Annotated in this window: 25 protein-coding genes and 2 tRNA genes; 12 read left to right on the top strand and 15 right to left on the bottom strand. The window is 62.3% G+C overall.

What is annotated here, in order from left to right; all coding sequences use genetic code 11:
* The first annotated feature begins 206 nt into the window (after nucleotides 1-206).
* Entirely contained in the window at nucleotides 207-776 is a 570-nt protein-coding gene (locus ACODS9_RS23645; protein WP_367856500.1) for an SPOR domain-containing protein, read from the top strand.
* Nucleotides 777-815: 39 nt separating this feature from the next.
* On the opposite strand, the gene ACODS9_RS23640 is transcribed toward ACODS9_RS23645, so the two are convergent.
* Nucleotides 816-1,856: a helix-turn-helix domain-containing protein gene (locus ACODS9_RS23640; RefSeq protein ID WP_046856225.1), complete on the bottom strand. Its 1,041-nt coding sequence runs from the start codon at nucleotides 1,854-1,856 to the stop codon at nucleotides 816-818.
* Between the two features lie 135 nt (nucleotides 1,857-1,991).
* Here ACODS9_RS23640 and ACODS9_RS23635 point away from each other — a divergent pair, with 135 nt between their 5' ends.
* Nucleotides 1,992-2,813 (top strand): class I SAM-dependent methyltransferase, encoded by an 822-nt coding sequence (locus ACODS9_RS23635; protein ID WP_489094894.1) that lies wholly within the window; start codon nucleotides 1,992-1,994, stop codon nucleotides 2,811-2,813.
* Nucleotides 2,814-2,871: 58 nt separating this feature from the next.
* Here ACODS9_RS23635 and ACODS9_RS23630 read toward each other — a convergent pair whose 3' ends face one another.
* The 4 genes from ACODS9_RS23630 to ACODS9_RS23615 form a co-directional block, all read right to left on the bottom strand.
* Nucleotides 2,872-3,639 (bottom strand): SDR family oxidoreductase, encoded by a 768-nt coding sequence (locus ACODS9_RS23630; protein WP_046856224.1) that lies wholly within the window; start codon nucleotides 3,637-3,639, stop codon nucleotides 2,872-2,874.
* Between the two features lie 26 nt (nucleotides 3,640-3,665).
* The gene (locus tag ACODS9_RS23625) at nucleotides 3,666-4,733 is read right to left on the bottom strand and encodes a phosphotransferase family protein (protein WP_489094893.1); all 1,068 of its coding nucleotides are present in this window, start codon (nucleotides 4,731-4,733) and stop codon (nucleotides 3,666-3,668) included.
* A gap of 197 nt (nucleotides 4,734-4,930) precedes the next feature.
* On the bottom strand, nucleotides 4,931-5,248 hold the full coding sequence (locus ACODS9_RS23620) for an SCP2 sterol-binding domain-containing protein (RefSeq protein WP_023630010.1): 318 nt from the start codon (nucleotides 5,246-5,248) through the stop codon (nucleotides 4,931-4,933).
* A gap of 54 nt (nucleotides 5,249-5,302) precedes the next feature.
* Complete coding sequence (locus ACODS9_RS23615) at nucleotides 5,303-6,016, bottom strand: histidine phosphatase family protein (RefSeq protein ID WP_489094892.1); 714 nt, start codon at nucleotides 6,014-6,016, stop codon at nucleotides 5,303-5,305.
* 199 nt (nucleotides 6,017-6,215) lie between these two features.
* Here ACODS9_RS23615 and sohB point away from each other — a divergent pair, with 199 nt between their 5' ends.
* From sohB to ACODS9_RS23600, 3 genes are all read left to right on the top strand, one after another.
* Nucleotides 6,216-7,232 (top strand): protease SohB, encoded by a 1,017-nt coding sequence (sohB, locus tag ACODS9_RS23610; protein ID WP_094010465.1) that lies wholly within the window; start codon nucleotides 6,216-6,218, stop codon nucleotides 7,230-7,232.
* Nucleotides 7,233-7,376: 144 nt separating this feature from the next.
* A tRNA-Cys gene (locus ACODS9_RS23605) sits at nucleotides 7,377-7,450 on the top strand.
* A gap of 229 nt (nucleotides 7,451-7,679) precedes the next feature.
* Nucleotides 7,680-8,117, top strand: coding sequence for a hypothetical protein (locus tag ACODS9_RS23600; protein ID WP_156177633.1), 438 nt, complete (start codon nucleotides 7,680-7,682; stop codon nucleotides 8,115-8,117).
* Between the two features lie 329 nt (nucleotides 8,118-8,446).
* On the opposite strand, the gene ACODS9_RS23595 is transcribed toward ACODS9_RS23600, so the two are convergent.
* Nucleotides 8,447-9,340, bottom strand: coding sequence for a LysR family transcriptional regulator (locus ACODS9_RS23595; RefSeq protein WP_489094891.1), 894 nt, complete (start codon nucleotides 9,338-9,340; stop codon nucleotides 8,447-8,449).
* Between the two features lie 111 nt (nucleotides 9,341-9,451).
* Here ACODS9_RS23595 and ACODS9_RS23590 point away from each other — a divergent pair, with 111 nt between their 5' ends.
* Both ACODS9_RS23590 and ACODS9_RS23585 read left to right on the top strand, forming a co-directional pair.
* A complete protein-coding gene (locus ACODS9_RS23590) occupies nucleotides 9,452-10,102 on the top strand; it encodes a DsbA family protein (RefSeq protein ID WP_489094890.1) in 651 nt (216 codons plus the stop codon).
* Nucleotides 10,099-10,491 (top strand): nuclear transport factor 2 family protein, encoded by a 393-nt coding sequence (locus ACODS9_RS23585; RefSeq protein WP_489094889.1) that lies wholly within the window; start codon nucleotides 10,099-10,101, stop codon nucleotides 10,489-10,491. Before ACODS9_RS23590 ends, ACODS9_RS23585 begins: the two co-directional genes overlap by 4 nt.
* Nucleotides 10,492-10,557: 66 nt before the next feature.
* On the opposite strand, the gene ACODS9_RS23580 is transcribed toward ACODS9_RS23585, so the two are convergent.
* The 4 genes from ACODS9_RS23580 to ACODS9_RS23565 all read right to left on the bottom strand — a co-directional run bounded on the left by ACODS9_RS23580 (nucleotide 10,558) and on the right by ACODS9_RS23565 (nucleotide 13,806).
* Entirely contained in the window at nucleotides 10,558-11,367 is an 810-nt protein-coding gene (locus tag ACODS9_RS23580) for a DUF4377 domain-containing protein (RefSeq protein WP_489094888.1), read from the bottom strand.
* A 267-nt stretch (nucleotides 11,368-11,634) separates the two neighbouring features.
* Complete coding sequence (locus tag ACODS9_RS23575) at nucleotides 11,635-12,300, bottom strand: SOS response-associated peptidase (RefSeq protein WP_489094887.1); 666 nt, start codon at nucleotides 12,298-12,300, stop codon at nucleotides 11,635-11,637.
* Nucleotides 12,301-12,583: 283 nt separating this feature from the next.
* Nucleotides 12,584-13,015: a hypothetical protein gene (locus tag ACODS9_RS23570; RefSeq protein WP_401105966.1), complete on the bottom strand. Its 432-nt coding sequence runs from the start codon at nucleotides 13,013-13,015 to the stop codon at nucleotides 12,584-12,586.
* A gap of 98 nt (nucleotides 13,016-13,113) precedes the next feature.
* The gene (locus tag ACODS9_RS23565; RefSeq protein WP_489094886.1) at nucleotides 13,114-13,806 is read right to left on the bottom strand and encodes a polysaccharide lyase family 7 protein; all 693 of its coding nucleotides are present in this window, start codon (nucleotides 13,804-13,806) and stop codon (nucleotides 13,114-13,116) included.
* Nucleotides 13,807-14,047: 241 nt separating this feature from the next.
* Here ACODS9_RS23565 and ACODS9_RS23560 point away from each other — a divergent pair, with 241 nt between their 5' ends.
* Nucleotides 14,048-14,236, top strand: a complete 189-nt coding sequence (locus ACODS9_RS23560) for a hypothetical protein (RefSeq protein ID WP_046857840.1) — start codon at nucleotides 14,048-14,050, stop codon at nucleotides 14,234-14,236.
* Between the two features lie 15 nt (nucleotides 14,237-14,251).
* Here ACODS9_RS23560 and ACODS9_RS23555 read toward each other — a convergent pair whose 3' ends face one another.
* The 3 genes from ACODS9_RS23555 to ACODS9_RS23545 form a co-directional block, all read right to left on the bottom strand.
* Entirely contained in the window at nucleotides 14,252-14,665 is a 414-nt protein-coding gene (locus ACODS9_RS23555; RefSeq protein ID WP_102683315.1) for a DoxX family protein, read from the bottom strand.
* A gap of 105 nt (nucleotides 14,666-14,770) precedes the next feature.
* Nucleotides 14,771-14,855 (bottom strand) — tRNA-Leu (locus ACODS9_RS23550).
* A 92-nt stretch (nucleotides 14,856-14,947) separates the two neighbouring features.
* Entirely contained in the window at nucleotides 14,948-15,160 is a 213-nt protein-coding gene (locus tag ACODS9_RS23545) for a hypothetical protein (RefSeq protein WP_489094885.1), read from the bottom strand.
* Between the two features lie 101 nt (nucleotides 15,161-15,261).
* Between ACODS9_RS23545 and ACODS9_RS23540 the strand changes: the two genes are divergently transcribed.
* From ACODS9_RS23540 to ACODS9_RS23525, 4 genes are all read left to right on the top strand, one after another.
* On the top strand, nucleotides 15,262-15,546 hold the full coding sequence (locus ACODS9_RS23540; protein WP_489094884.1) for a hypothetical protein: 285 nt from the start codon (nucleotides 15,262-15,264) through the stop codon (nucleotides 15,544-15,546).
* 80 nt (nucleotides 15,547-15,626) lie between these two features.
* A complete protein-coding gene (locus ACODS9_RS23535) occupies nucleotides 15,627-16,787 on the top strand; it encodes a two-component system sensor histidine kinase NtrB (protein WP_401105972.1) in 1,161 nt (386 codons plus the stop codon).
* A gap of 6 nt (nucleotides 16,788-16,793) precedes the next feature.
* Nucleotides 16,794-18,239, top strand: coding sequence for an ATPase domain-containing protein (locus ACODS9_RS23530; RefSeq protein ID WP_046856208.1), 1,446 nt, complete (start codon nucleotides 16,794-16,796; stop codon nucleotides 18,237-18,239).
* Between the two features lie 4 nt (nucleotides 18,240-18,243).
* Nucleotides 18,244-18,603: a response regulator gene (locus tag ACODS9_RS23525; RefSeq protein ID WP_046856207.1), complete on the top strand. Its 360-nt coding sequence runs from the start codon at nucleotides 18,244-18,246 to the stop codon at nucleotides 18,601-18,603.
* 77 nt (nucleotides 18,604-18,680) lie between these two features.
* On the opposite strand, the gene csrA is transcribed toward ACODS9_RS23525, so the two are convergent.
* Nucleotides 18,681-18,875 carry a carbon storage regulator CsrA gene (csrA, locus tag ACODS9_RS23520; RefSeq protein ID WP_023628788.1) on the bottom strand — a complete coding sequence of 65 codons (195 nt, stop codon included), beginning with the start codon at nucleotides 18,873-18,875 and terminating at the stop codon, nucleotides 18,681-18,683.
* A gap of 251 nt (nucleotides 18,876-19,126) precedes the next feature.
* Nucleotides 19,127-20,149, bottom strand: a complete 1,023-nt coding sequence (locus tag ACODS9_RS23515; protein WP_489094883.1) for a DNA topoisomerase IB — start codon at nucleotides 20,147-20,149, stop codon at nucleotides 19,127-19,129.
* Between the last annotated feature and the right edge of the window lie 28 nt (nucleotides 20,150-20,177).

Raw genomic sequence — 20,177 nt, 5'->3', positions numbered from 1 at the left:
ACCACCTTGACATGGTGGGGGTCGTTGGTTCGAGTCCAATTGTGCCTACCAAATCAGAAGAGGGCGATCCGAAAGGATCGCCCTTTTTGCTTTCCGCCGTTCCATGGGCGCTGACATACGCTGCAACTTTCCACCTTCGCCTCATCCCTGCGGCCGAGCGGTTCGCTCATGCTAGAATCCGCCCCTTCGAATCTGGAGGTACAGGCGTGCGCAAACTGGCGGTGGTAATGGCGGTGTTGGCCCTGGCGGGCTGTAACAACGAGGTCGAAGGCGTGCACAAGCAGGTGGCCGAACACCTGAACAACCCCAAGACGGCCAAGTTCGCCAACGTGCGCTTCGACACCCAGGGCTCCATCTGCGGCCAGGTGCGCGGCAAGGATGATGCCGGTCAGTACGAGGCTTATCGCAGCTACGTGGCGATCAAGCACGACGGTCAGTACGAGATTCTCATCGACGAGACCGGCAACAACCTGCGTATCCGCGAAGTCTGCGGTGGCGCCGATCTGCAGCGCCGCGCCGAGGCGCTGGCCGACCAGCCGGCGCCGGAAGGTTGGGATGTCGAGGTGATCCAGGGGCCGAACATGGGCGCCCTGACCGACATGACCGCACGCCTGATCGAAAAGGGCATCCCGTCCTGGGTCGAGTACCGCGACGGCAAGCCGGTGGTGCTGATGGGGCCGTTCCCGGCCAAGGTCGAGGCCGATGCGCGCAAGGCCGAGGTGATGGCCAAGCTGGGCACCGACTCGATTGTCATCCAGCACGGCGTCAAGCGCTGACCTTCACCCGCACCTGCCAGGCTCGGCGCTGGGCAGGTATCAGATAGAACGCGGGCTTGCCTCGCGTTCGGCGCCGATGTCCTCGAACACGCTGATCAGATGTTCCGGCTGCCCGTCGGCGCGGCGCTCCAGCGAGGTGCGTGCCCGCACCCAGAGGTAGTGCCCGTCCTTGTGGCGCACTCGCTTCTGCACTTCGTATCGTTCAATCTCGCCGGCCAGCATGCGCCGCAGCAGCGCCAGATTGTCCGGCAGGTCGTCGGGGTGGGTGAGCTGCTGGAACGTCGTGCCGTACAACTCGTCCTCACGGTAACCCAGCAGTTCGCAAAGGCTGCCGTTGACCCGCTGCCAGCTGCCATCCGGGTCGATGTAGGCCAGCGCGCCCCAGGCCAGTTCGAAGATGGTGCGAAAGCGCGCCTCGCTCTGGCGCAATTCCTCTTCGGCCACCTTGCGCTCGGTGTTGTCCATGCTGATGCCGAGCATCTTCACCGGGCGCCCGGCACTGTCGCTGAGCACCGTGGCGCGCGAGGCGATCCAGCGTTGGTCGCCGTCGGGGCGGGTGATGCGAAAATCGCACTCGCAGCCGGTGCCGTCTGCCACGGCCTGGGCATACATGCCCTGCATGTGGCTGGCGTCCTCGGGGTGGATGTGTTCCCAGAAGTCCTCGTTGCGCCGTAGTGGCCAGCCATACACCGCCTCGACGTTGGGCGAGTAGGTCACTTCGTCGGTGACCAGGTTCCATTCCCAGGTGACGATGCGCGCACCCTCCTGGGCCAGCTTCATGCGTGTCTCGCTCTCCATGATCTCGGCGGTGTAGCGGCGGCGCACGTCGGTCATCGGCAGCTCGACCACCTCGGCCTGCTGCACGCTGTGCAGGGCCTCTTCGCCGTAGCGCAACCAGATCCAGTTGACCTTGAGCAGGTCGGCCAGCTTGCGCAGGTTGGCGTAGTCGATCTCGCCACCGCGGGTCCACTTGTGCACCGCCGTGCGCGAGATCCCCAAGGCCGTGCCCACCGCCTGCAGGGTCAGCTTGTGGTGTTCGAGCAGTTCCTTGAGGCGAAAGGCGAAGCTGTTTTCCGTCATGGGTGCTGGATCCTTGGGCGTGGACGAGGCAGTCAGTATACCTGAGCTGTCAACTTCAGGTTGACAGCGCGGTTGTCGCGCTCGACGGCACCGGTTAACGTGGCGCCTGACCCATTCAGGACAGGGATGCACCGCATGAGCCGATCACTGGAACTCAACCGCGCCAGTTGGAATGAACGGGCGCCACTGCACGCCGCCTCGAAGGACTACGAGGTCGAACGCTTTGTCGCCGAACCCGGCCACCTGTCCGAGGTGGTGCGTTTCGACCTGCCGCGCCTGGGCGATATCCATGGCCTGCGCGCGGTGCACCTGCAATGCCATATCGGTACCGACACCTTGTCGCTGGCGCGCCTGGGGGCGGATGTCTGTGGCCTGGACTTCTCTGCCGCCTCGCTGGCCCAGGCGCGTGACCTGGCCGAACGTTGCGGCGCTGGCATCGCCTATGTCGAAGCGGACGTCTACCAGACGGCGCAGGTGCTGCCTGCCGATAGTTTCGATCTGGTCTACACCGGCATCGGCGCGTTGTGCTGGCTGCCGAGTATCGAGCGCTGGGCGCAGGCAGTGGCGGCATTGCTCAAGCCGGGCGGACGCCTGTTCCTGCGCGATGGCCATCCGATGCTGATGGCGGTCAACGAAGACCATGAGGACCGCTTGCAGCTGGAGTATCCGTACTTCGAGCGCGAGGCGCCGACCGTGTGGATCAGCGACCAGACCTACGTCGACACCGAGCAGGCCCTGACGCAGACCGAAACCCATGAGTGGAACCATGGCCTCGGTGAGGTGATCACCGCGCTGTTGCGTAGCGGCCTGCGCATCACCGCCCTGGAGGAGCACCAGAGCATTCCCTGGGAGGCCTTGCCTGGGCAGATGGCGTTGGGCGATGACGGCGAGTGGCGCCTGATCGAGGCGCCATGGCGGCTACCGCTGAGCTACACGTTGCAGGCGATAAAGGTCTAGGCAGCAAGCTTTGTGGGAGCAAGCCGGCTCCCACAAGCCAGTCAGGCCTGGGGCACCGTCAGGACAGGAACCCGCCGTCCACATTGAGCGCGGTGCCGGTGGTATAGCTGGAGGCGTCGCTGGCCAGGTACAGCACCGCCCCGGCCATCTCGCTCGGGTCGGCCACGCGCTTGAGCGGGATCTGCTGCAACGCGGCATTGCGGATACTGTCGTTCTTCACCAGCGCCGAGGCGAACTTGGTGTCGGTCAGCCCTGGCAGCAGGGCGTTGCAGCGGATGCCGAACTGCGCGCACTCCTTGGCAAACACCTTGGTCATGTTGATCACGGCCGCCTTGGTCACCGAGTAGATGCCCTGGAACAGCCCCGGTGACACTCCGTTGATCGAGGCCACATTGATGATGCTGCCACCGCCGTGCTCGCGCATCAGCTTGCCGGCTTCCACCGACATGAAGAAGTAACCGCGGATATTGACGTCGACGGTCTTCTGGAAAGCACCCAGGTCGGTATCCAGCACGTTGCAGAACTGCGGGTTGGTGGCGGCGTTGTTGACCAGGATGTCGAGGCGCCCGAACTGTTCGCGGATGCCGGCGAACACCTGCTGGATCTGCTCCATCTCACCGATATGGCAGGCCACCGCGGTGGCCTTGCCGCCGGCGGCGACGATCGCCTCGGCCACTTGCTGGCAGCCGTCGAGCTTGCGGCTGGAGACGATTACATGGGCGCCCTGCTGGGCCAGCAGGTGGGCAATGGCTTCACCGATGCCACGGCTGGCACCGGAAACGAAGGCGATCTTGCCGTCGAGGTCGAAGAGGTGGGTCTTGGACATTCGGGTATTCCTTGTTGTGGGCCGGGTTACAGGCTGGATTTGCCGATCAGTTGCAGGCTCATGTGCTCCAACAGCTTGTTCATGTGGATGAACTGGGCGAAACGTTTGTCCTGGGTCTGGCCGTGGAAGAAGCGGTAGTAGATCTGCTGGACGATGCCGGCCAGGCGGAACAGGCCGTAGCAGTAATAGAAGTCGAAATTGTCGATGCGAATGCCAGCGCGCTCGGCGTAGTAGTCGACAAACTGCTGGCGGGTCAGCATGCCCGGCGCATTGCTCGGCTGGCGACGCATCAGCTGTACTGGCGCAGGGTCGCCGGCCTCGATCCAGTAGGCCAGGCTGTTGCCCAGGTCCATCAGCGGATCGCCGATGGTGGCCATTTCCCAGTCCAGCACGCCGATGATGCGCATCGGGTTGGTGCTGTCGAGGATGACATTGTCGAAGCGGTAGTCGTTATGCACGATGCCTGGGCGCGGGTGGTCGGCGGGCATCTTCTCGCGCAGCCAGGCGATCACCTGCTCCCAGCGCGGTGCGTCGGGGGTCAGGGCTTTTTCATAGCGGCTGGCCCAGCCTTCGATCTGGCGCTGCACATAACCTTCCGGTTTGCCCAGGTCGGCCAGGCCGCACGCCTGGTAGTCCACCTGGTGCAGCTCGACCAGGCGATCGATGAAGCTTTTGCACAGCGCTTCGGTGCGGCCGGCGTCCAGGTCGAGCTCGGCGGGGATGTCCGAGCGCAGGATGATGCCGTTGACCCGCTCCATCACGTAGAACTCGCCGCCGATCAGCGCTTCATCGGTGCAGTGCACGTAGGCCTTGGGGCAATAGGGGAAACCGGCATTGAGCTGGTTGAGAATACGGAACTCGCGGCCCATGTCGTGGGCCGACTTGGCCTTGTGGCCGAATGGCGGGCGGCGCAGGACGAATTCCTTGCCCGGGTAGGCCACCAGGTAGGTGAGGTTAGAGGCTCCACCTGGAAACTGGCTAATGGTCGGGCTGCCTTGCAGGCCAGGTATATGACCCTTGAGGTACGGATCGATGACGGCCGCGTCGAGTTCTTCGCCGGGGCGTACCTGGGTGGACTGGTCGGTGAGCGTCATGCGATTTCCTTATGATCGATAGCAAGGACTATTGGCTAATCTAATTTCCTGTCGGAGCTGGTACAAGCGTGCCAGACGCTTATTGGCCTGGGTGTTGCCGGCCGATCAATGGCCCTGATGGACCGGCTTTGCGCGGGCGAAAAAAAACCGAAGCGCATCAGGCTTCGGTCTTTATCATTGGCGATCTACCGCGCCAATCAGGCCGGGAACAGCTCGCTGAGTTTCATCGACAGCATCATGTCGCCTTCGACGCGCAGCTTGCCGCCCATGAAGGCCTGCATGCCGTCGGTGTCACCGCTGACGATGCCCTTGAGGGTTTCGCTGTCCATTACCAGGGTGCAGTTGGCGTCGGCGTTCTCGCCTTCCTGGATCTCGCAGGTACCGTCCTTGACCAGCAGGGCGTAGTGCTTGTCTTCGTCGGTGATGTTGAAGCCGAACACCAGGTCCAGGCCGGCGGCAGCTGCAGGGTTGAATTTTGCCTTCATCGCCTCGACGGCTTTAGCTACATCGCTCATGGTGTATTCCTTGTTAAGTGATATTCGCGTCCGCAAGGACACAACAGACCGGGCTCATCGGTAGGTGACGAGCTCCGGCAACCGCAACAGCCGCACATGGGCTTGGCTGTTGAAGGAAGCCAGGGTGACGTCGCGGCCACGGAACTTCAGGTGGCTGAGCGACGTGTTGATGATCTGCCAGTTCAGGGTGAATGCCTGAGCCGGCGTGATTCCGCTTACCAGGTGGAGCAGGGCGGCGATGGTGCCGCCGGAAGTGAACAGGGCGATGTTGTCGCCGCTGGCGGCGCTGTCGAGCAGGCGCTCCAGGCCGCCGCCGACCCGGCCAGTGAAGGACTGCCAGGTTTCCAGGCGGTCGTCGTGGTCGTGATCGCCATCGTGCCAGCGCTGCACCATCAGGGCGAACAGGCGCTGGAATTCGCTGCGGTGCTGGGCACCGTTGCGCAGTACATGCAGGGCTTCAGGCTCTTCAGGCAGCAGGCGCGGGAGCAGGGCGCGGATCACGCCATCGGCGTCGAACTCGTTGAAGGCCGCGTCGGTCTCAATGGCCGGCACCGGGTTGCCATGGGCATGCAGTGCGTCCAGGGCCAGGCGGGCGGTGTCCTGCTGGCGACGCAAGGTACCGGCCACGCAGCGGTCCAGGCGCAGGCCCAGTTGGGCGAGGTGTTCACCCAGCGCCTGGCTCTGACGTTCGCCCACAGGCGACAGCACGTCGTAGTCGGCGGCACCAAAGGAGGCTTGGCCATGTCGGATCAGGTAGAGATTGCCCACGTTGAAGTCCGGCCCGGTTGGAGGTTGCTGCGAGGTTAGGTTGCCCCAGGCGGGCTGTCAACGAAAAAACATACAAGCGTTTGAAAAGGTCGTTTGAACTGTGTTGCCAGCATTTTCACCCGCTGGCAGCGGCTCTGGCGCCCCGGTATGCTTGCATCCAGTTCGCGCCCTTGCGGCGCTGGTTTATCAAGGAGTCAATGTGGAGTTTCTTGCCGAATACGCAAGCTTTCTCGCCAAAACCGCCACCCTGGTGATCGCCATCCTGGTGGTGCTGTCGGCCATCGCCGGCCTGCGTGGCAAAGGGCGGCGCAAGCCGGGCGGGCAATTGCAGGTCACCCGCCTCAACGAGTTCTACAAGGAGCTGCGCGAGCGCCTGGAGTCGGGCCTGCTCGACAAGGCCCAGCTCAAGGCTGTGCGCAAGCAGCAGGCCAAGGCGGAAAAACAGCAGAAGAAAAAGCCTGAGGACAAGCGCCGGGTGTTCGTCCTCGATTTCGATGGCGACATCAAGGCTTCGGCCACCGAGAGCCTGCGCAACGAGATCACCGCGCTGCTGACCCTGGCCACCCCGCGTGACGAGGTGGTGCTGCGCCTGGAGAGCGGCGGTGGCATGGTGCACAGCTATGGCCTGGCGGCCTCGCAGCTGGCGCGCATCCGCGAGGCCGGCATCCCGCTGACCATCTGCATCGACAAGGTCGCCGCCAGCGGCGGCTACATGATGGCCTGTATCGGCGAGAAGATCGTCAGTGCGCCGTTCGCCGTGCTGGGCTCGATCGGCGTGGTGGCGCAGATGCCCAACCTCAATCGCCTGTTGAAGAAGCATGACATCGATTTCGAGGTGCTCACCGCCGGCGAATACAAGCGCACCCTGACCGTGTTCGGCGAGAACACCGAGAAGGGGCGGGAGAAGTTTCAGGAAGACCTGGACATCACCCACCAGCTGTTCAAGGATTTCGTCGCCCGCTACCGCCCGCAGCTTCATATAGACGAGGTGGCGACCGGCGAGGTCTGGCTCGGCATTGCCGCGCTCAATCGCCAGCTGGTCGACGAGCTGGGCACCAGCGACGAATACCTGAGCCGCAGCGCCCGCGAGGCCAACGTGTTCCACCTGCGCTTCGCCGAGCGCAAGAGCCTGCAGGAGCGCATCGGTGTGGCCGCCAGCGGGGCAGTGGAGAACACCCTGGTCGGCTTGTGGAGCAAACTCGGGCGTCTGCGCTAACACCTTGAACCCCTTGAAGATTTTTTTCTTCAAGGGGGTTGCAAGGTCCATCGAATGCCGACATAATGGCGTCCATCGAAACGCAGCTGACTTGAAAAAGCCCAGCGGTTTCAAGGAGATAGCGAAAGCTGACTCCGACTTTGAGGCCGAGTAGCAAAGTGGTTATGCTCCGGATTGCAAATCCGTCTACGCCGGTTCGATTCCGACCTCGGCCTCCACTATTCGAAACCCCGCAGATCTAGGTCTGCGGGGTTTTTATTTGCGCGCCGGAAACTTCCGAAGTCCCAAAACAAATTACACGCAGTCCCAAAACTGGATCACTTGGAAGGCTTGGCGATCGCTCGACTCGACGGTAAACGCGCTCGGTGATCCCTTTTTTTGAGTGCCCTGCTGTATGCAATTGCCTTAGAATGGCCGCTTTTCACCCCTCAAAGGAATGATTACGTGGTGAGCAACAACGCCATCTGCTGCCCGCATTGCCAAGGCCAAAATGTCCAGCTGCTATCCGTGATTCACGCTGCTGGTACCACTCGCATTCAAGCAACTCACCAGACCAACTCCAGCTATGGTCCTGTCACGGTCGAAACGACTGGTCGGCATCAGACCGATTTGGCTGCTAGCGTAGGTCCGCCCCCGGGCAAACGCCTGTTGGGTCCTGTGATCATGACCGGAGTAGGTATCATCATCCTCTACGATGGTCTCAAGCTGATTAACACTTACTGGGGTGTCGACTGGACCAGGTTCTTCATCGGAGCCACGCTCGCCACCATCGGCGTGATCGGATTTGTGCGCCACTGGAAGTTCAACGTTGCGCAGTACGACAAGCTGGAAGAATGGCGCCGCACTTGGCTATGCCACGCGTGCGCCACGCGATTCCAGCCTTGAGCAACCTGGAAAGGCACCTTCGCAGACTCTGTGAAAACTTGATCTCTTCAAGCAGTTAAGAGAAAAGTCCATCTACGTCGGTTGGATTCCGGCCTCGGTCTCCACCATTCAAAACCCCGCAGATCCAGGTCTGCGGTTTTTTTATGCCTGCGAATTGTTCGTTGACCTGATGGTCTGCGCCGTCTAATTAGGCTCTATACGAAATGTATCTGCACTCGCCCATACTGCGTTGAAACGGGGCTCGGAATGCTCATGTATCCCAGTACACTGCGCTTGCTCCCCTCGTTTCGCCTTGTCTGGCCTTCGCGCAGACATACTTCGTACAGACCCTAAGCCAGGCGGCTTGCCAGAAGCTCGACAAACGCCCGCACCTTGACCGGTCGAAAGCGGGCAGTAGGAAAGACCGCATGGATCTCGCCTCGGGGCAGCGACCACTGCGGCAGCACTTCGATCAGCCGGCCTGCTTGCAGGTCTGGTTCAGCCACATAGTCCGGAAGGACCGATAGCCCGGCCCCCAGTAGCGTGGCTTCGCGCACTGCCAAGGTGGCGTTGAGCGACAGGCTGGCTTTCATCTCCACTGTTTCGCGCTGTGAGGCACCCTTGGCAAATAGCCAACGGGTCGGTTCTCGCAACGCCAGGTTCGCCACGATCGGCAACTCGGCCAGATCCGCCGGGGCCTGCAGTTTGTCCACTCGCGCTTGCCACTGAGGGCCGGCCACCAACCGTTGCGCAAACTCGCCGATTCGCCGTGCCTGCAGATGTTGCTCGGTAATCCATCCAACACGAATGGAAAGGTCCAGATCGTTGGCGCCCAGATCCAGGGTCTGGTCGCTGAAGTGTGCCTCGACCTTGCACTGCGGATATCGCTGCGAGAATGCGGTGATGGCCGGCACCACGACACCGATGCCGTAATCGAAAGGGGCGGTCAGGCGTAGGGTGCCCGTCGGCTCGCTGGCGGCTTCGGACAATTCCTCGAAAGCCTCTTCAGCTTCTTTGAGGATCAATGCACAGCGGTTATAGAACTGTTGGCCCGCCTCGGTCGTGCGGACTTTCCGCGTGCTGCGAACCAGCAGTGTGGTGCGGCAGTCGCTTTCCAGTCGCGCTACCTGCTGGCTGACCACGGCCTTGGTGATGCCGAGGCGCTCGGCAGCGGCGGTGAAGGAGCCGGTTTCGACCACCGCGGTGAAGTACGCAAGCCTGTTCAGGCTGGAAGCGCCGGTCATTGATATGTCCTTAATGTATGCAAATAACATACAGCGTGTTTATTTTGTATGCGTTTAAATGTCAATTCGCGGTCTATAAGATTCGAGGCATTCCATTCAAGGCGTTTCGCTATGAACAAGACCCTGGTTTACCTCTACGATCCACTGTGCGGCTGGTGCTACGGTGCAGGGGGACCGCTGCCTCAGGTCCTCGAATCCACGGGCCTTGCGCTGCGCCTGATACCGACGGGGCTGTTTTCCGGCAGCGGTGCTCGCGCCATGGATGATGACTTTGCGGCCTACGCCTGGAGCAACGACCAGCGTATCGAGCGCCTGACCGGGCAAACCTTCACTGAACGCTATCGCGACCAGGTACTCGCCGACCGTCTCCAGGCGTTCGACAGTGGTCCGTCTACCCTGGCGCTCAGCGCAGTGAACCTGACTTCGCCAGAGCACGAGTTCGAAGCGCTCAAGGCGATTCAGGCGGCGCGCTATGTCGATGGCCTGGACGTGACTCGACTGGAGACGTTGACAGCAGTGCTGGCGGACTTGGGTCTGGATGCCGCCGCGCAGCGGCTGGCGCGTCCGGATTCGGCCTTGCTGCAGGCCAACGATGATCGTGTGGGGCAGGGGCGTGCTTTGTTGCGTCGCGTGGGCGGTCGAGGCGTGCCGACATTCGTTCTGCAACAAGCGGACGACGCCATGCAGTTGTTACCTGCCAGCGCTATCTTTTCAGATCCTCAGGCTTTCATTCGCGAGCTGAACGTGGGGGTAAAACCATGAGCAGGAGCAACCTGGACATCATCCGAGCCTCGTACGAAGGCTCAGCCGAACAGAATGGCCGGAATCTGCTGGCGGCGCTGGCTGCGGACGTGACCTGGACCGAGGCGGCCGGCTTCTCTTATGCCGGTACCTATGTCGGCCCACAGGCGATCATGGATGGTGTGTTTCATCGCCTGGCCACCGAATGGGATGGCTACCAGGCCAAGGTGCATACCTATGTGGCCGAGCACGACCGGGTTGCCGCCTTTGGCGTCTATTCGGGCGCCTATCGCAAGACCGGGAAGGCGATGACCGCTACCTTTGCCCATCTGTACCGGCTGAACAACGGCAAGATCGTCAGCATGGAGCAATACGTCGACAGTGCGCAGGTCAACGCGGCGCTTACCTGAGCCGTTTCACGGTCGCCGTCGGTTCCAGGCACAGGCCGCCGCAGGGCGGCCTGCGCCGACTGGCAATTACTTGCCCGAAGCGTCCTGCTCGACCACCAGGTCCAGCACATAGACCTGCGACGAGGCGTCGGCCGGCGGGTTCTTCCATTCGTATTGCTTCACGCGCAGCACGGTGCGCACGCCGTCACGGTGCTCGAAGCCCTCGATGGACTGGTACAGCGGGTGCCAGCTGTCCTGGGTCGCCAGCTGCAGGCCGGCGTCGTCATAGCGACGCTCGCGCACTTGCAGGCACTGGTAGTTGGGGATCAGTGGATGGCTGCACTTGACGGTTTTGGCGGCCACTTCCAGGAACTTGATCTCGCCCTTGCTGCCGTAGCGGGTCTCCGGGGTGGCTTCGCCCTGGAACTTCAGTACCGAGCCGTCCTGGGTGGTCAATTGCAGCACGGGTGCATGGGTTTCGCCGCTGAAGACTGCGCGCAGATCACCTTTCAAGTGGCGTCCGATCTCGGCATCCAGGTCCATCAGGCGCTTGTCGCAGGCCATCATGGTCGAAGCCAGTTGCTGCACTTTCAGGACACCGTTCTGGAAGCTGTAGCCACCGAACTGGTTGTTGCAGCCTCCGCTGATGTTCAGGCGCTGGTCACCGAAATTCAGGCGCAACTTGCGCTCGTTGCTTGTGGCCAGGGCGGCGATAGGCTTGCCGGCTGCATCGCTGGCCGATGCCAGGTCCCAGTAGTAGGCCGAGAGCTCGGGCTGGGCTGCGGCAGACGCGGTGGTGGCCGGCATGGAAGGCGATCCTTCATGGGAGGTGGAAGCCGGGGTGCAGGCCTGAAGCAGGGCGGCACAGACGGCGACGAGGAGAATATTCTGTTTCATGGTTCGCTCATTCAGCCTTGAAAAATAAGGGCGGCATCCTCGCAGGCGAGGTGCGCGCGCCGGTAAGCCGGGTTGATCGAGGATGCACCGGGGTTGTCCGACGACACCTCGAGGTGACCTCTGCGGCTACCGATGGCAATCGGACAGCATCGATCCCATTCGGTTTCATGGAGTGGGTGGTGAGTAAGTGTTACGAAATCTTTCGCACGACGCTGGCGGTTTTCGAGCCGATGGTTGACTTGCTCCATGAGTCAGCGTGCAAGTCATTCATGGTAGCGGCTGGATGAGCTCGGCGCCCTGGTTGCGTGCATTTCCCACTGCCATGCCGACCCGATACCACTCGAAGCGCTCAGCCGGTTCGCCCAGGCTCAGGGCCATCTGTTCGGCAGCTTCGCTGGGCAGGTCGAGCGCCATCCACGCCCCGGCCAACTGCGTTGACAGCACCACTGGCCTCCGGTCGTGCACATCGACCATGCCGCCTTGGGCGTCGGCAGTGATGATGACGAAGCCGTTGCGTTCATTGCCGGAAAATTCGCCGATAGCCGCGCAGAGGGCAGGGTGACCATCGCGGCGGCGGATGAAATAGGGCTGTTTCTTTGCCGCGCCCTCATCGACCCATTCGAACCAGCCATCCACGGGCACGACGGCGCGGTGGGGCCAGATCGAGCGAAAGTAGGGTCCATGGGCGACCTTCTCGGCCCTGGCATTGATCGGCGTGACAGGGCCCGTGGCCCAGTGTGGGCGCCAGCCCCATTTCACCAGGTCGGCCCTGAGGCCGCCAGCCTCCCTGCGCAGTAACGCCACGGGCGTGCCGGGGGCGACGTTGTAGCGCAGCAATGTCCCGTCGCCCACGGCGTTCCGCCACGCATCCGGCATGCCGAGCGTTTCGACGAATTCGTGGATGCCACGGTACTGGCTGAGCCTTCCGCACATCGCAAGCCTCTCCTGCATACGCAGGTGAAGCTTAGATCTCGCGCGGGGCTTGCGCTGCACGCAAAGAAAGGCCCGCTGGGGAGGGCGGGCCAAGTGTTTCACGGATGAGTCGTCAACTTGCCACAGCAGACGTGAAAATGTTGTCAACGACCGAGGCCTGAAGAAAGAAAAGCCCAGAAAAAAGAAAACCCGCCAGATCGGCGGGTTGAACAGAACGTATCGAAGCCAGGCCAGTCTGCCTTCTCGAATGTCAGAATTTCGTGAAGGCCACAGCTAGAAGGGCTTAGTAACCGTTACTGAATTTTTCATCGATCTTGCGTCTTTCCAATGCGTAGTGCTTGGGATCGATTTCTTCCGAGATCAACTTGGTGTCGAGCGCGTCCATCTGGCTTTTCTTCATGCGCGAGACGTGAACGCGGGTGGCTTGGTAGTTGATCGATTCGGCGGCGTTGTAGCCACTGACTGGGTCCCAGAAGATCGAGATAGGCCACAGCAGCAGGTTGGCGACGCCATAGCCATAGGCACGGCCGTAGAATGAACCACCACCGGGCAGCAGGCCGAGGGCTGCTGCAGTACCTGGGCTTTTCTCCCTCACTTCGAGATTCTGCGCACGGTAGTAGCCGAGTTCCTGTTCCTGCACGGAGTTCAGGCCACTGGCGCACCCAGTGGTCAGGGCGATGAGGCTGGCGGCGATCAGATGACGAGCAAATTGCATTGCGGATTCCTAGGCGTTTCAGTGATTTACCTCGCAGTCCAAGGCAAGGCGGCGAAATCCTACCTGAGATGATGGCACTATGCCTTGATTTATTGCATTCAGATGAATGTATCGACCTGGCGGTGAAACAAATCGAGCTGGCTGATCACACAGGTCGAAGCGTCCGTTGGGGGCGTGCTGTCACTGAAATCCACCTGGTTGTAGACGCCGCCATGGAAGTTGAACGTTCGCCCATTCCAGCTCGCGGCCATTTTCAGCATCCCGCTGCTGCCGGTGCGCCCGGTGCAGGCGGCCGACACCGTGGCGGCGCCTGCCGCAGTGACCTCGATGGTGATGTCGAAAGGCATGCCCAGCGGCACATCGGACAGGACGGTGCTGCTGGTCGGTGTCACCTGGTTGAAGTCCTGACGAAAACCGAGGGTGATCTTCCCTTTGTTCCAGAACACCTTGATCGCGGGGCTGTCGTCATCTTTTACATGCATTTGCGCGATCACCACCTTCTGTGCCGAGTTGACCCGCTCCAGCATCATGCGTTGGTGATTGACATGCCGGCCGGCGCTGGCCAGCGTCCAATAGACCGCTTCCTTCCACTCGCAGCGGGTGCGATGGGTGCTCTTGCTCGCCGCCCCTTTTGTCGGTGCGTTCATGTGCACGGCGCCATCGGCCAGGCGGCTGATTACCTGGGGCAGGGTGGCGAGTGCCTGGGCGCCGGTCAATTCCAGCGCCACTGGGTTGCTGGATGACTTCGCCACTGGGGTGGTGATGATCAGGTTGTCGATGTTCACGGTCATGCTGGAAACCTCCTTGATGATAAAGATCCCGCACCGCATGCGAGCCCTGAAAGGGCTCTCGGTTCATCGGGCGAGGAAGGTCCAGGCAAAAAAAGCCCGCCAGGGCGGCGGGCAAAGAACGTTTTTGAAGGGAGAGCCTGTACTGTGCGCCTGGTCGGTTAAGCCGGGGTTAAGTGCCATGAGGATTGACCCCATGCACCAATACGCCTATACAGGCCTGCCGTTGTTACCGGAGCCTGTGATGCACGACGAAGACGATCTGCACGAACCTGAGCACGACCATCTGCTCGACCCAGAATTCCACGAGGGCTACGACCCCGAGGCGGATGCCTACGGGGCTCTTGACGAAGTCGAGGAGGACGAAGAGTCACTCGACGACTTCGATGACGAAGAGGACCACCCGGCCTGGCACGACGACTGCGACGACTGATGTCGACGCGGGTGCTCAGCGGCGGTCGAGGGAGAACCGCCCGGCACCGCTGACGGCCAGCAGCAGCAAGCCGCCAATAATGCTGAGGTTCTTCAGGAACTGGGTCATGTTGGCGCTGCGTTCGGGTTCGACCATGTTCCAGAACGGATGCCCGATCAGCGCGGTGCCGAGTACGAACAGGGCGAACAGCAGGGCCAGGGGGCGGGTGTAGAAACCCAGGATCAACAGGATGCCGACCAGCAGCTCCATGATCACGGCGATGGCCGCAGCCAGCATCGGGGCGGGGGCGCCCAGGGAGGTCATGTAGCCGACTGTGCCTTCGAACCCGGTCAGCTTGCTCCAGCCGGAGAGCACGAACAGGATCATCAGCAGGATGCGGGCGAGCAGCAGAATGAAGTCGCGTTGACCGTCGAGCAGGCTATAGCGCATGGCGGCGCTCCAGTGAACAGGGACAGGTTCCACTCTAGCAGCTGCGCGGCGGATTTCCGGCGGGTACGAAAAAGGCGCCGCAAGGGCGCCTTCATCGACAGAAGATGGTGCGAGTGGCGGGACTCGAACCCGCAAGGCTCACGCCGACAGATTTTAAGTCTGCTGTGTATACCAATTCCACCACACTCGCACGATTGGCTGGCGCGCCGCAGGGCAGCCTGGCCCAGACAATCAGGCGCGCTTTATAACCCATTGTTATAGAAGCGTCAACCAGCCTAATGTTCAGGGTTCGATAGCACGCGCGATATCGCGCATTTCACAGGCGCTATAGCGCAGGTCATCGACGTGCCCACCCATGGCGTGCGCATCGGCTTGATGAATCGAATGACGCAGGTAACGGACATGGCCGTCCAGCGCCTGGCTCAGTTCATCGAGTTCGCTGGCGCTGCGCATCAGGTCGTCCTGCAGCCCTTGCATGCGAAGATTGGAGGTCATGATGGTTCCTGTGGGATCCGGGGCGCGGGCACTATAGTTCAATTGACAGGATGCTGCCATTGCGCCACTGTCGCGCATTGGATCCAACCAGGCCTGTTGCCATGTCATCGCTTCCCCCTGGTCCGGACGCATCGCGGCGTATCCGCCCGAAGGTGTTCTGGCGCCTGCTGTTCCTGCTGGTCTGCCTGCTGGCGGCGTTCCTGTATGCGGGCTTCATCAGCCTGGGTGGTTACCTGCTGATGCTCGGCTTCGACCAGGAGGCTGCGCAGCCCAGGCGCTTGCTCGCCTTTGCAGGCGCAGCGCTGATCCTGTTGGTGGGGGTGTGGCTGCTCAAGGTGGCGATGCCGCGCAAGCTGGTGCCGACCGTGGTGGAGCGCGAGCGCTGACGATCGTCGTATAAGGTGCAGTGCAGGCTGGACTTTTGACTACGCTCAATATGTCCTTTCGCGGTGCTTGTGGAGCTCGCATGGTTTCGACAGACCGCCCCACTCATTCGGTGATGCCAGAGGCACGCTACGAGCAGTTGGTTCAGGCGGTGGTGGACTACGCCATCTATATGCTCGACCCAACCGGCCATGTGGTGTCCTGGAACGCTGGCGCGCAGCGGATCAAGGGCTACGATGCCGATGAGATCATCGGCCAGCATTTTTCGCTGTTCTTCACCGCCCAGGATTGTGCCGACGGCCGCCCGCAACGCTTGCTGCGCCAGGCACTCGAAGAAGGCAAGGCGCAGGACGAAGGCTGGCGCGTGCGCAAGGACGGCACGCAGTTCTGGGCGCTGGCGGCGCTGGATGTGATTCGCGACGCACAAGGCGAGGTCATCGGCCTGGCCAAGGTCACCCGCGACATCACTGATCGTCGCGAGTCGGCCCTGCAGCTCGATGCCATGCGTGCGCAACTGTTCCAGGCGCAAAAGCTCGAGGCCCTGGGGCAACTCACCGGGGGCCTGGCCCATGACTTTAACAACCTGCTGACCATCATCCTCAGCTCTGCGCGGCTTGCCAGCAGCAGCCAGGATCCGGCACGGGTGAGGCGCTTGCTGGAGCATATCCTCGATGCTGGCCAGCGCGGCACCCAGCTGACTCAGCAACTGCTCAGCTTTGCCCGGCATCGGCAACTCAGCATCACGCGCATCGTGCCTGCCGAGGCGATCGATATCATTTGTGGGCTGGCGGAGCACGCATTGCCCCGGGAAATCGAATTGCTACCCCAGGTGCAGCCTGACTTGCCGCTGATCGAGGTGGACGCCGGGCAGTTGCAGATGGTCTTGCTGAACCTGGTGTTCAACGCCCGCGACGCCATTGCCGCCACCGGGCAGATCCGTCTGGTGGTCGAAAGTGTGCAGTTGTCCGGCGAAGTGGATGGGCTGTATGGGAGCTTCGTGCGCTTCGATGTACGTGATGACGGCCAGGGCATCGACCCGCAGGTGCTGCCACGGATCTTCGAGCCGTTCTTCACCACCAAGGCCTTTGGCAAGGGCACTGGCCTTGGCCTGAGTCAGGCCTATGGCTTCGCCCGGCAGAGCAATGGCATGATCGAGGTGTCCAGCCGGCTTGGCAAGGGCACCTGCATGAGCTTGTACCTGCCAGCCCGGACGGGCCCCGATTCGCTTTCGACCGACGGATAGACAGCCATGGTAGAGCAACTGAAGCGACTGGCCACGGGCATCGAGGGGCTCGATGCGCTGCTCAAAGGTGGGCTGGTGGTCGGCGCCTCTTATATCGTTCAGGGGCATCCCGGCTCGGGCAAGACCATCCTGGCCAATCAGCTGGCGTGCAACCATGTGCGTGAGGGGGGGCGGGTCCTGGTGGCGACCTTGCTCAGCGAGTCCCATGAACGGCTGTTCCAGTACCTGTCGACCCTGAGCTTCTTCGACGCGGCGCTGGTGGGCGACACCATCCAGTTCGTCAGCGCATTCGACACCCTCGAGCAGGACGGCCTGGACGCGGTGGTCAGGCTGTTGCGCCAGGAAATTGCCCGGCAGCAGGCCACCCTGCTGATCGTCGACGGGCTGCTCAACGCCCGCTCCAGGGCGGAAACCAGCCTCGACACCAAGAAATTCGTCTCTGAACTGCAGGGGCATGCGGCGTTCGCCGGCTGCACGCTGCTGCTGCTGACCAGTGCGCGGCTGGACGAGGGTAGCCCCGAGCACACCATGGTCGATGGTGTTATCGAACTTGGCGAGCACCTGGTTGGCAGCACGGCGGTGCGCCATGTCCAGTTGCGCAAGACGCGCGGCAGTGGTGCGTTGTCCGGGCGCCACGAATGCCTGATCACGGAGGCGGGGTTGCAGGTCTACCCGCGCCTGGAGTCGCTGTACAGTCGCCCCAGCCAGGCAGGAGCGCAAACCCTGAGCCGGGTCGCCACGGGTGTTGCCGACCTCGATACCATGCTCGGCGGCGGACTGGCCGAGGCGTCGGTGACCCTGCTGATGGGGCCATCGGGCGTAGGCAAGACCGCGCTGGGCATCGCGTTCCTGGCCGCTTCGACCAAGGCTGCGCCGGGCCTGCACTTCGGTTTCTACGAGACGCCGGCGCGGTTGCGCTTGAAGGCTTGCGCGCTGGGCTTCGACCTGCCGGCACTCGAGCGTGAAGGCAGCGTGCAACTGAGCTGGCAATCGACCACCGAAGGCCTGCTGGACCAACTCGGCGCCCAGCTGTTGGCGCAGGTCGAAGCGCTCGGTGCCAGGCGCGTGGTAATCGACAGCCTTGGAGCCTTCGGTCGCCTGGCACTGGAGCCTGCCCGCCTGAATGCCTTCTTCCGCGCGCTGACCGGTGAGCTGCGCGCCCGTGGTGTGACGGTGCTGCTGACCTGGGAGATGCGTGACATCTTCGGCTCGGAAATCACCGCGCCGGCCCCCGACCTGTCGAGCATTGTCGACAACCTGATACTGATGCGCTTCGCCGAGCTCGACGCGCAACTGCACCGTGCCCTGTCGGTGATCAAGGTGCGCGACAGCGACCACGACCCTGCTTTGCAGGCACTGAATCTGGGGCCTCATGGCATCAGCCTGGCACGGGCGTTCGACGGTGCCAGTGGCGTGCTCAGTGGCTCGGCGACACCGCCGGGAGATCGCTGATGGGATGAACAGCATCCTGATCGTCGACGACGAGTACCTGATTGCCGATATCCTCGGTTTTGCCCTGGAGGACGAAGGCTACCTGGTTGAAAAGGCGAGCAACGGGCGCAAGGCCCTGGAGGCCTTGAAGGAAAAGCGCGTGGACCTGGTGATCACCGACTACATGATGCCGGTGCTCAACGGCGAGGAACTGCTGCAGGCCATACGCGAAGAGCTGCAACTGGCGGACCTGCCGGTCATTCTCATGAGCGGCGCCCAGGCCAGCCAGGGCCGGGCCTGCCCCGGGAAGTTCGCGGCGGTGTTCGACAAGCCATTCGACATGGACCGGATGATCGCCACGGTGCGCGAATTGCTGGGCACCTGAGGTTCAGGAGAGGCTCCCCGCATGGGCGGGCAATCGATCAGGCGCATCCGTGCGGCATGATGCGGTTGGCTTGCGGGTTACTCGTCGTTGCTTTTCTCGGGCGCGGGGCTGCCGGCCTGGATCCGCTTGTAGATCTCTTCACGGTGCACCTGGACATCTTTCGGTGCATCGATACCGATCCTCACTTGCATCCCCTTGACGCCCAGAATGGTGACTTTGATGTCATCGTCGATGACGATGCTTTCGCCAACCTTGCGGGTGAGTATCAGCATGTAGTTCTCCTTGGTGATGTAGAAAACCGCCGAGCCAGGTGCTCTGCGGTGGGAGCCTGTCCCTCTTCCTTCTCATTAAAGACGCTTTCGGCGGATAGTAATTCCCCGACAGACAAATTCTGTTGTCGATCTTTAGTTGCAGGCGCCGGCAGGGCTGCGGGGCAACCCCACGGCAAGGTGCTCGGTGGCAAGGATAGGGTGCTTGGCGCCATATGGGAAATTTCTCTGCTCGATGAAGTAAATAGTCACCGTCAATGATCGTCTTGGCGCTCCAGCAACTGCAGGAAACGCAGCAATGCCACTTCCTCGGTTTCCAGGCCCTTGCGCGGACGTGCACGGGGCAATGCCGAAAGCCGGCCAAGGTGGAAGTGCTCGAGCACAGCGGGATGGATGTAGCAGCGTCGGCACACCGCCGGTGTGTTGCCCAGGCGCGTCGCCACCTGGCGGACGATGGCGGCGACCTGCCGGCGCGCCTCGCTGTCGGGCTCCCAGGCCTGCGGCCTGAGCAGGCTCAGTGCCAGGCTGCTGCCGGCCCAGGTGCGGTAGTCCTTGGCGGTGAAGTCGGCGCCGGTCAGTTGCTGGAGGAACTGGTTGACCTCGGACGAGCCGATGCCATGGCGTTGCCCCTGTTCGTCCAGGTACTGGAACAAGCTCTGGCCGGGCAGTTCCATGCAGCGCTTGACCAGGCCGGCCAGGCGCCGGTCGGTCAGGGTGACATTGTGTTCGACGCCGCGCTTGCCGCGGAACTGGAAGCGGATACGGCTGCCCTTGACCTGCACATGGCGGGTATCGAGGGTGGTCAGCCCGTAGGAGCGGTTGTCGCGCAGGTACTGGCGGTTGCCGATGCGGATCAGCGTGGTGTCGAGCAGGCTGATCACCAGCGCCATGACCTTCTCCCGGCCAAGCCCGGGGCAGGCCAGGTGCGTGTCCAGTTGTTTGCGCAGCCTCGGCAGCACCTCGGCGAAGGCCAGCATGCGCGCGTACTTGTGCTGGTCGCGCAGCTCGCGCCATTGCGTGTGGTAGCGGTACTGCTTGCGCCCCCGGGCGTCGCGCCCGGTGGCCTGCAGGTGCCCTTGCGGGTCGGCGCAGATCCACACGTCGGTGTACGCCGGCGGGATCACCAGGGCGGCAATGCGCGCCAGGGTCTCTTTATCGCGCACCCGCTGGTTGCCGGCGTCGAAATAGTGGAAGCGGTCGCGCCAGCGCCGGCGGGTCAGGCCGGGCTGGCTGTCATCGACATAATGCAGGGCGGCAGGCAACGGGCAGTCGGGCATCGGCGCAGTCCATCAAGGGCACTCTTGC

The sequence above is a fragment of the Pseudomonas sp. FG36 genome (assembly GCF_057809275.1).
The sequence above is the reverse complement of the archived record's forward strand: the minus strand, read 5'-3'. Positions and strand labels throughout refer to the sequence as shown.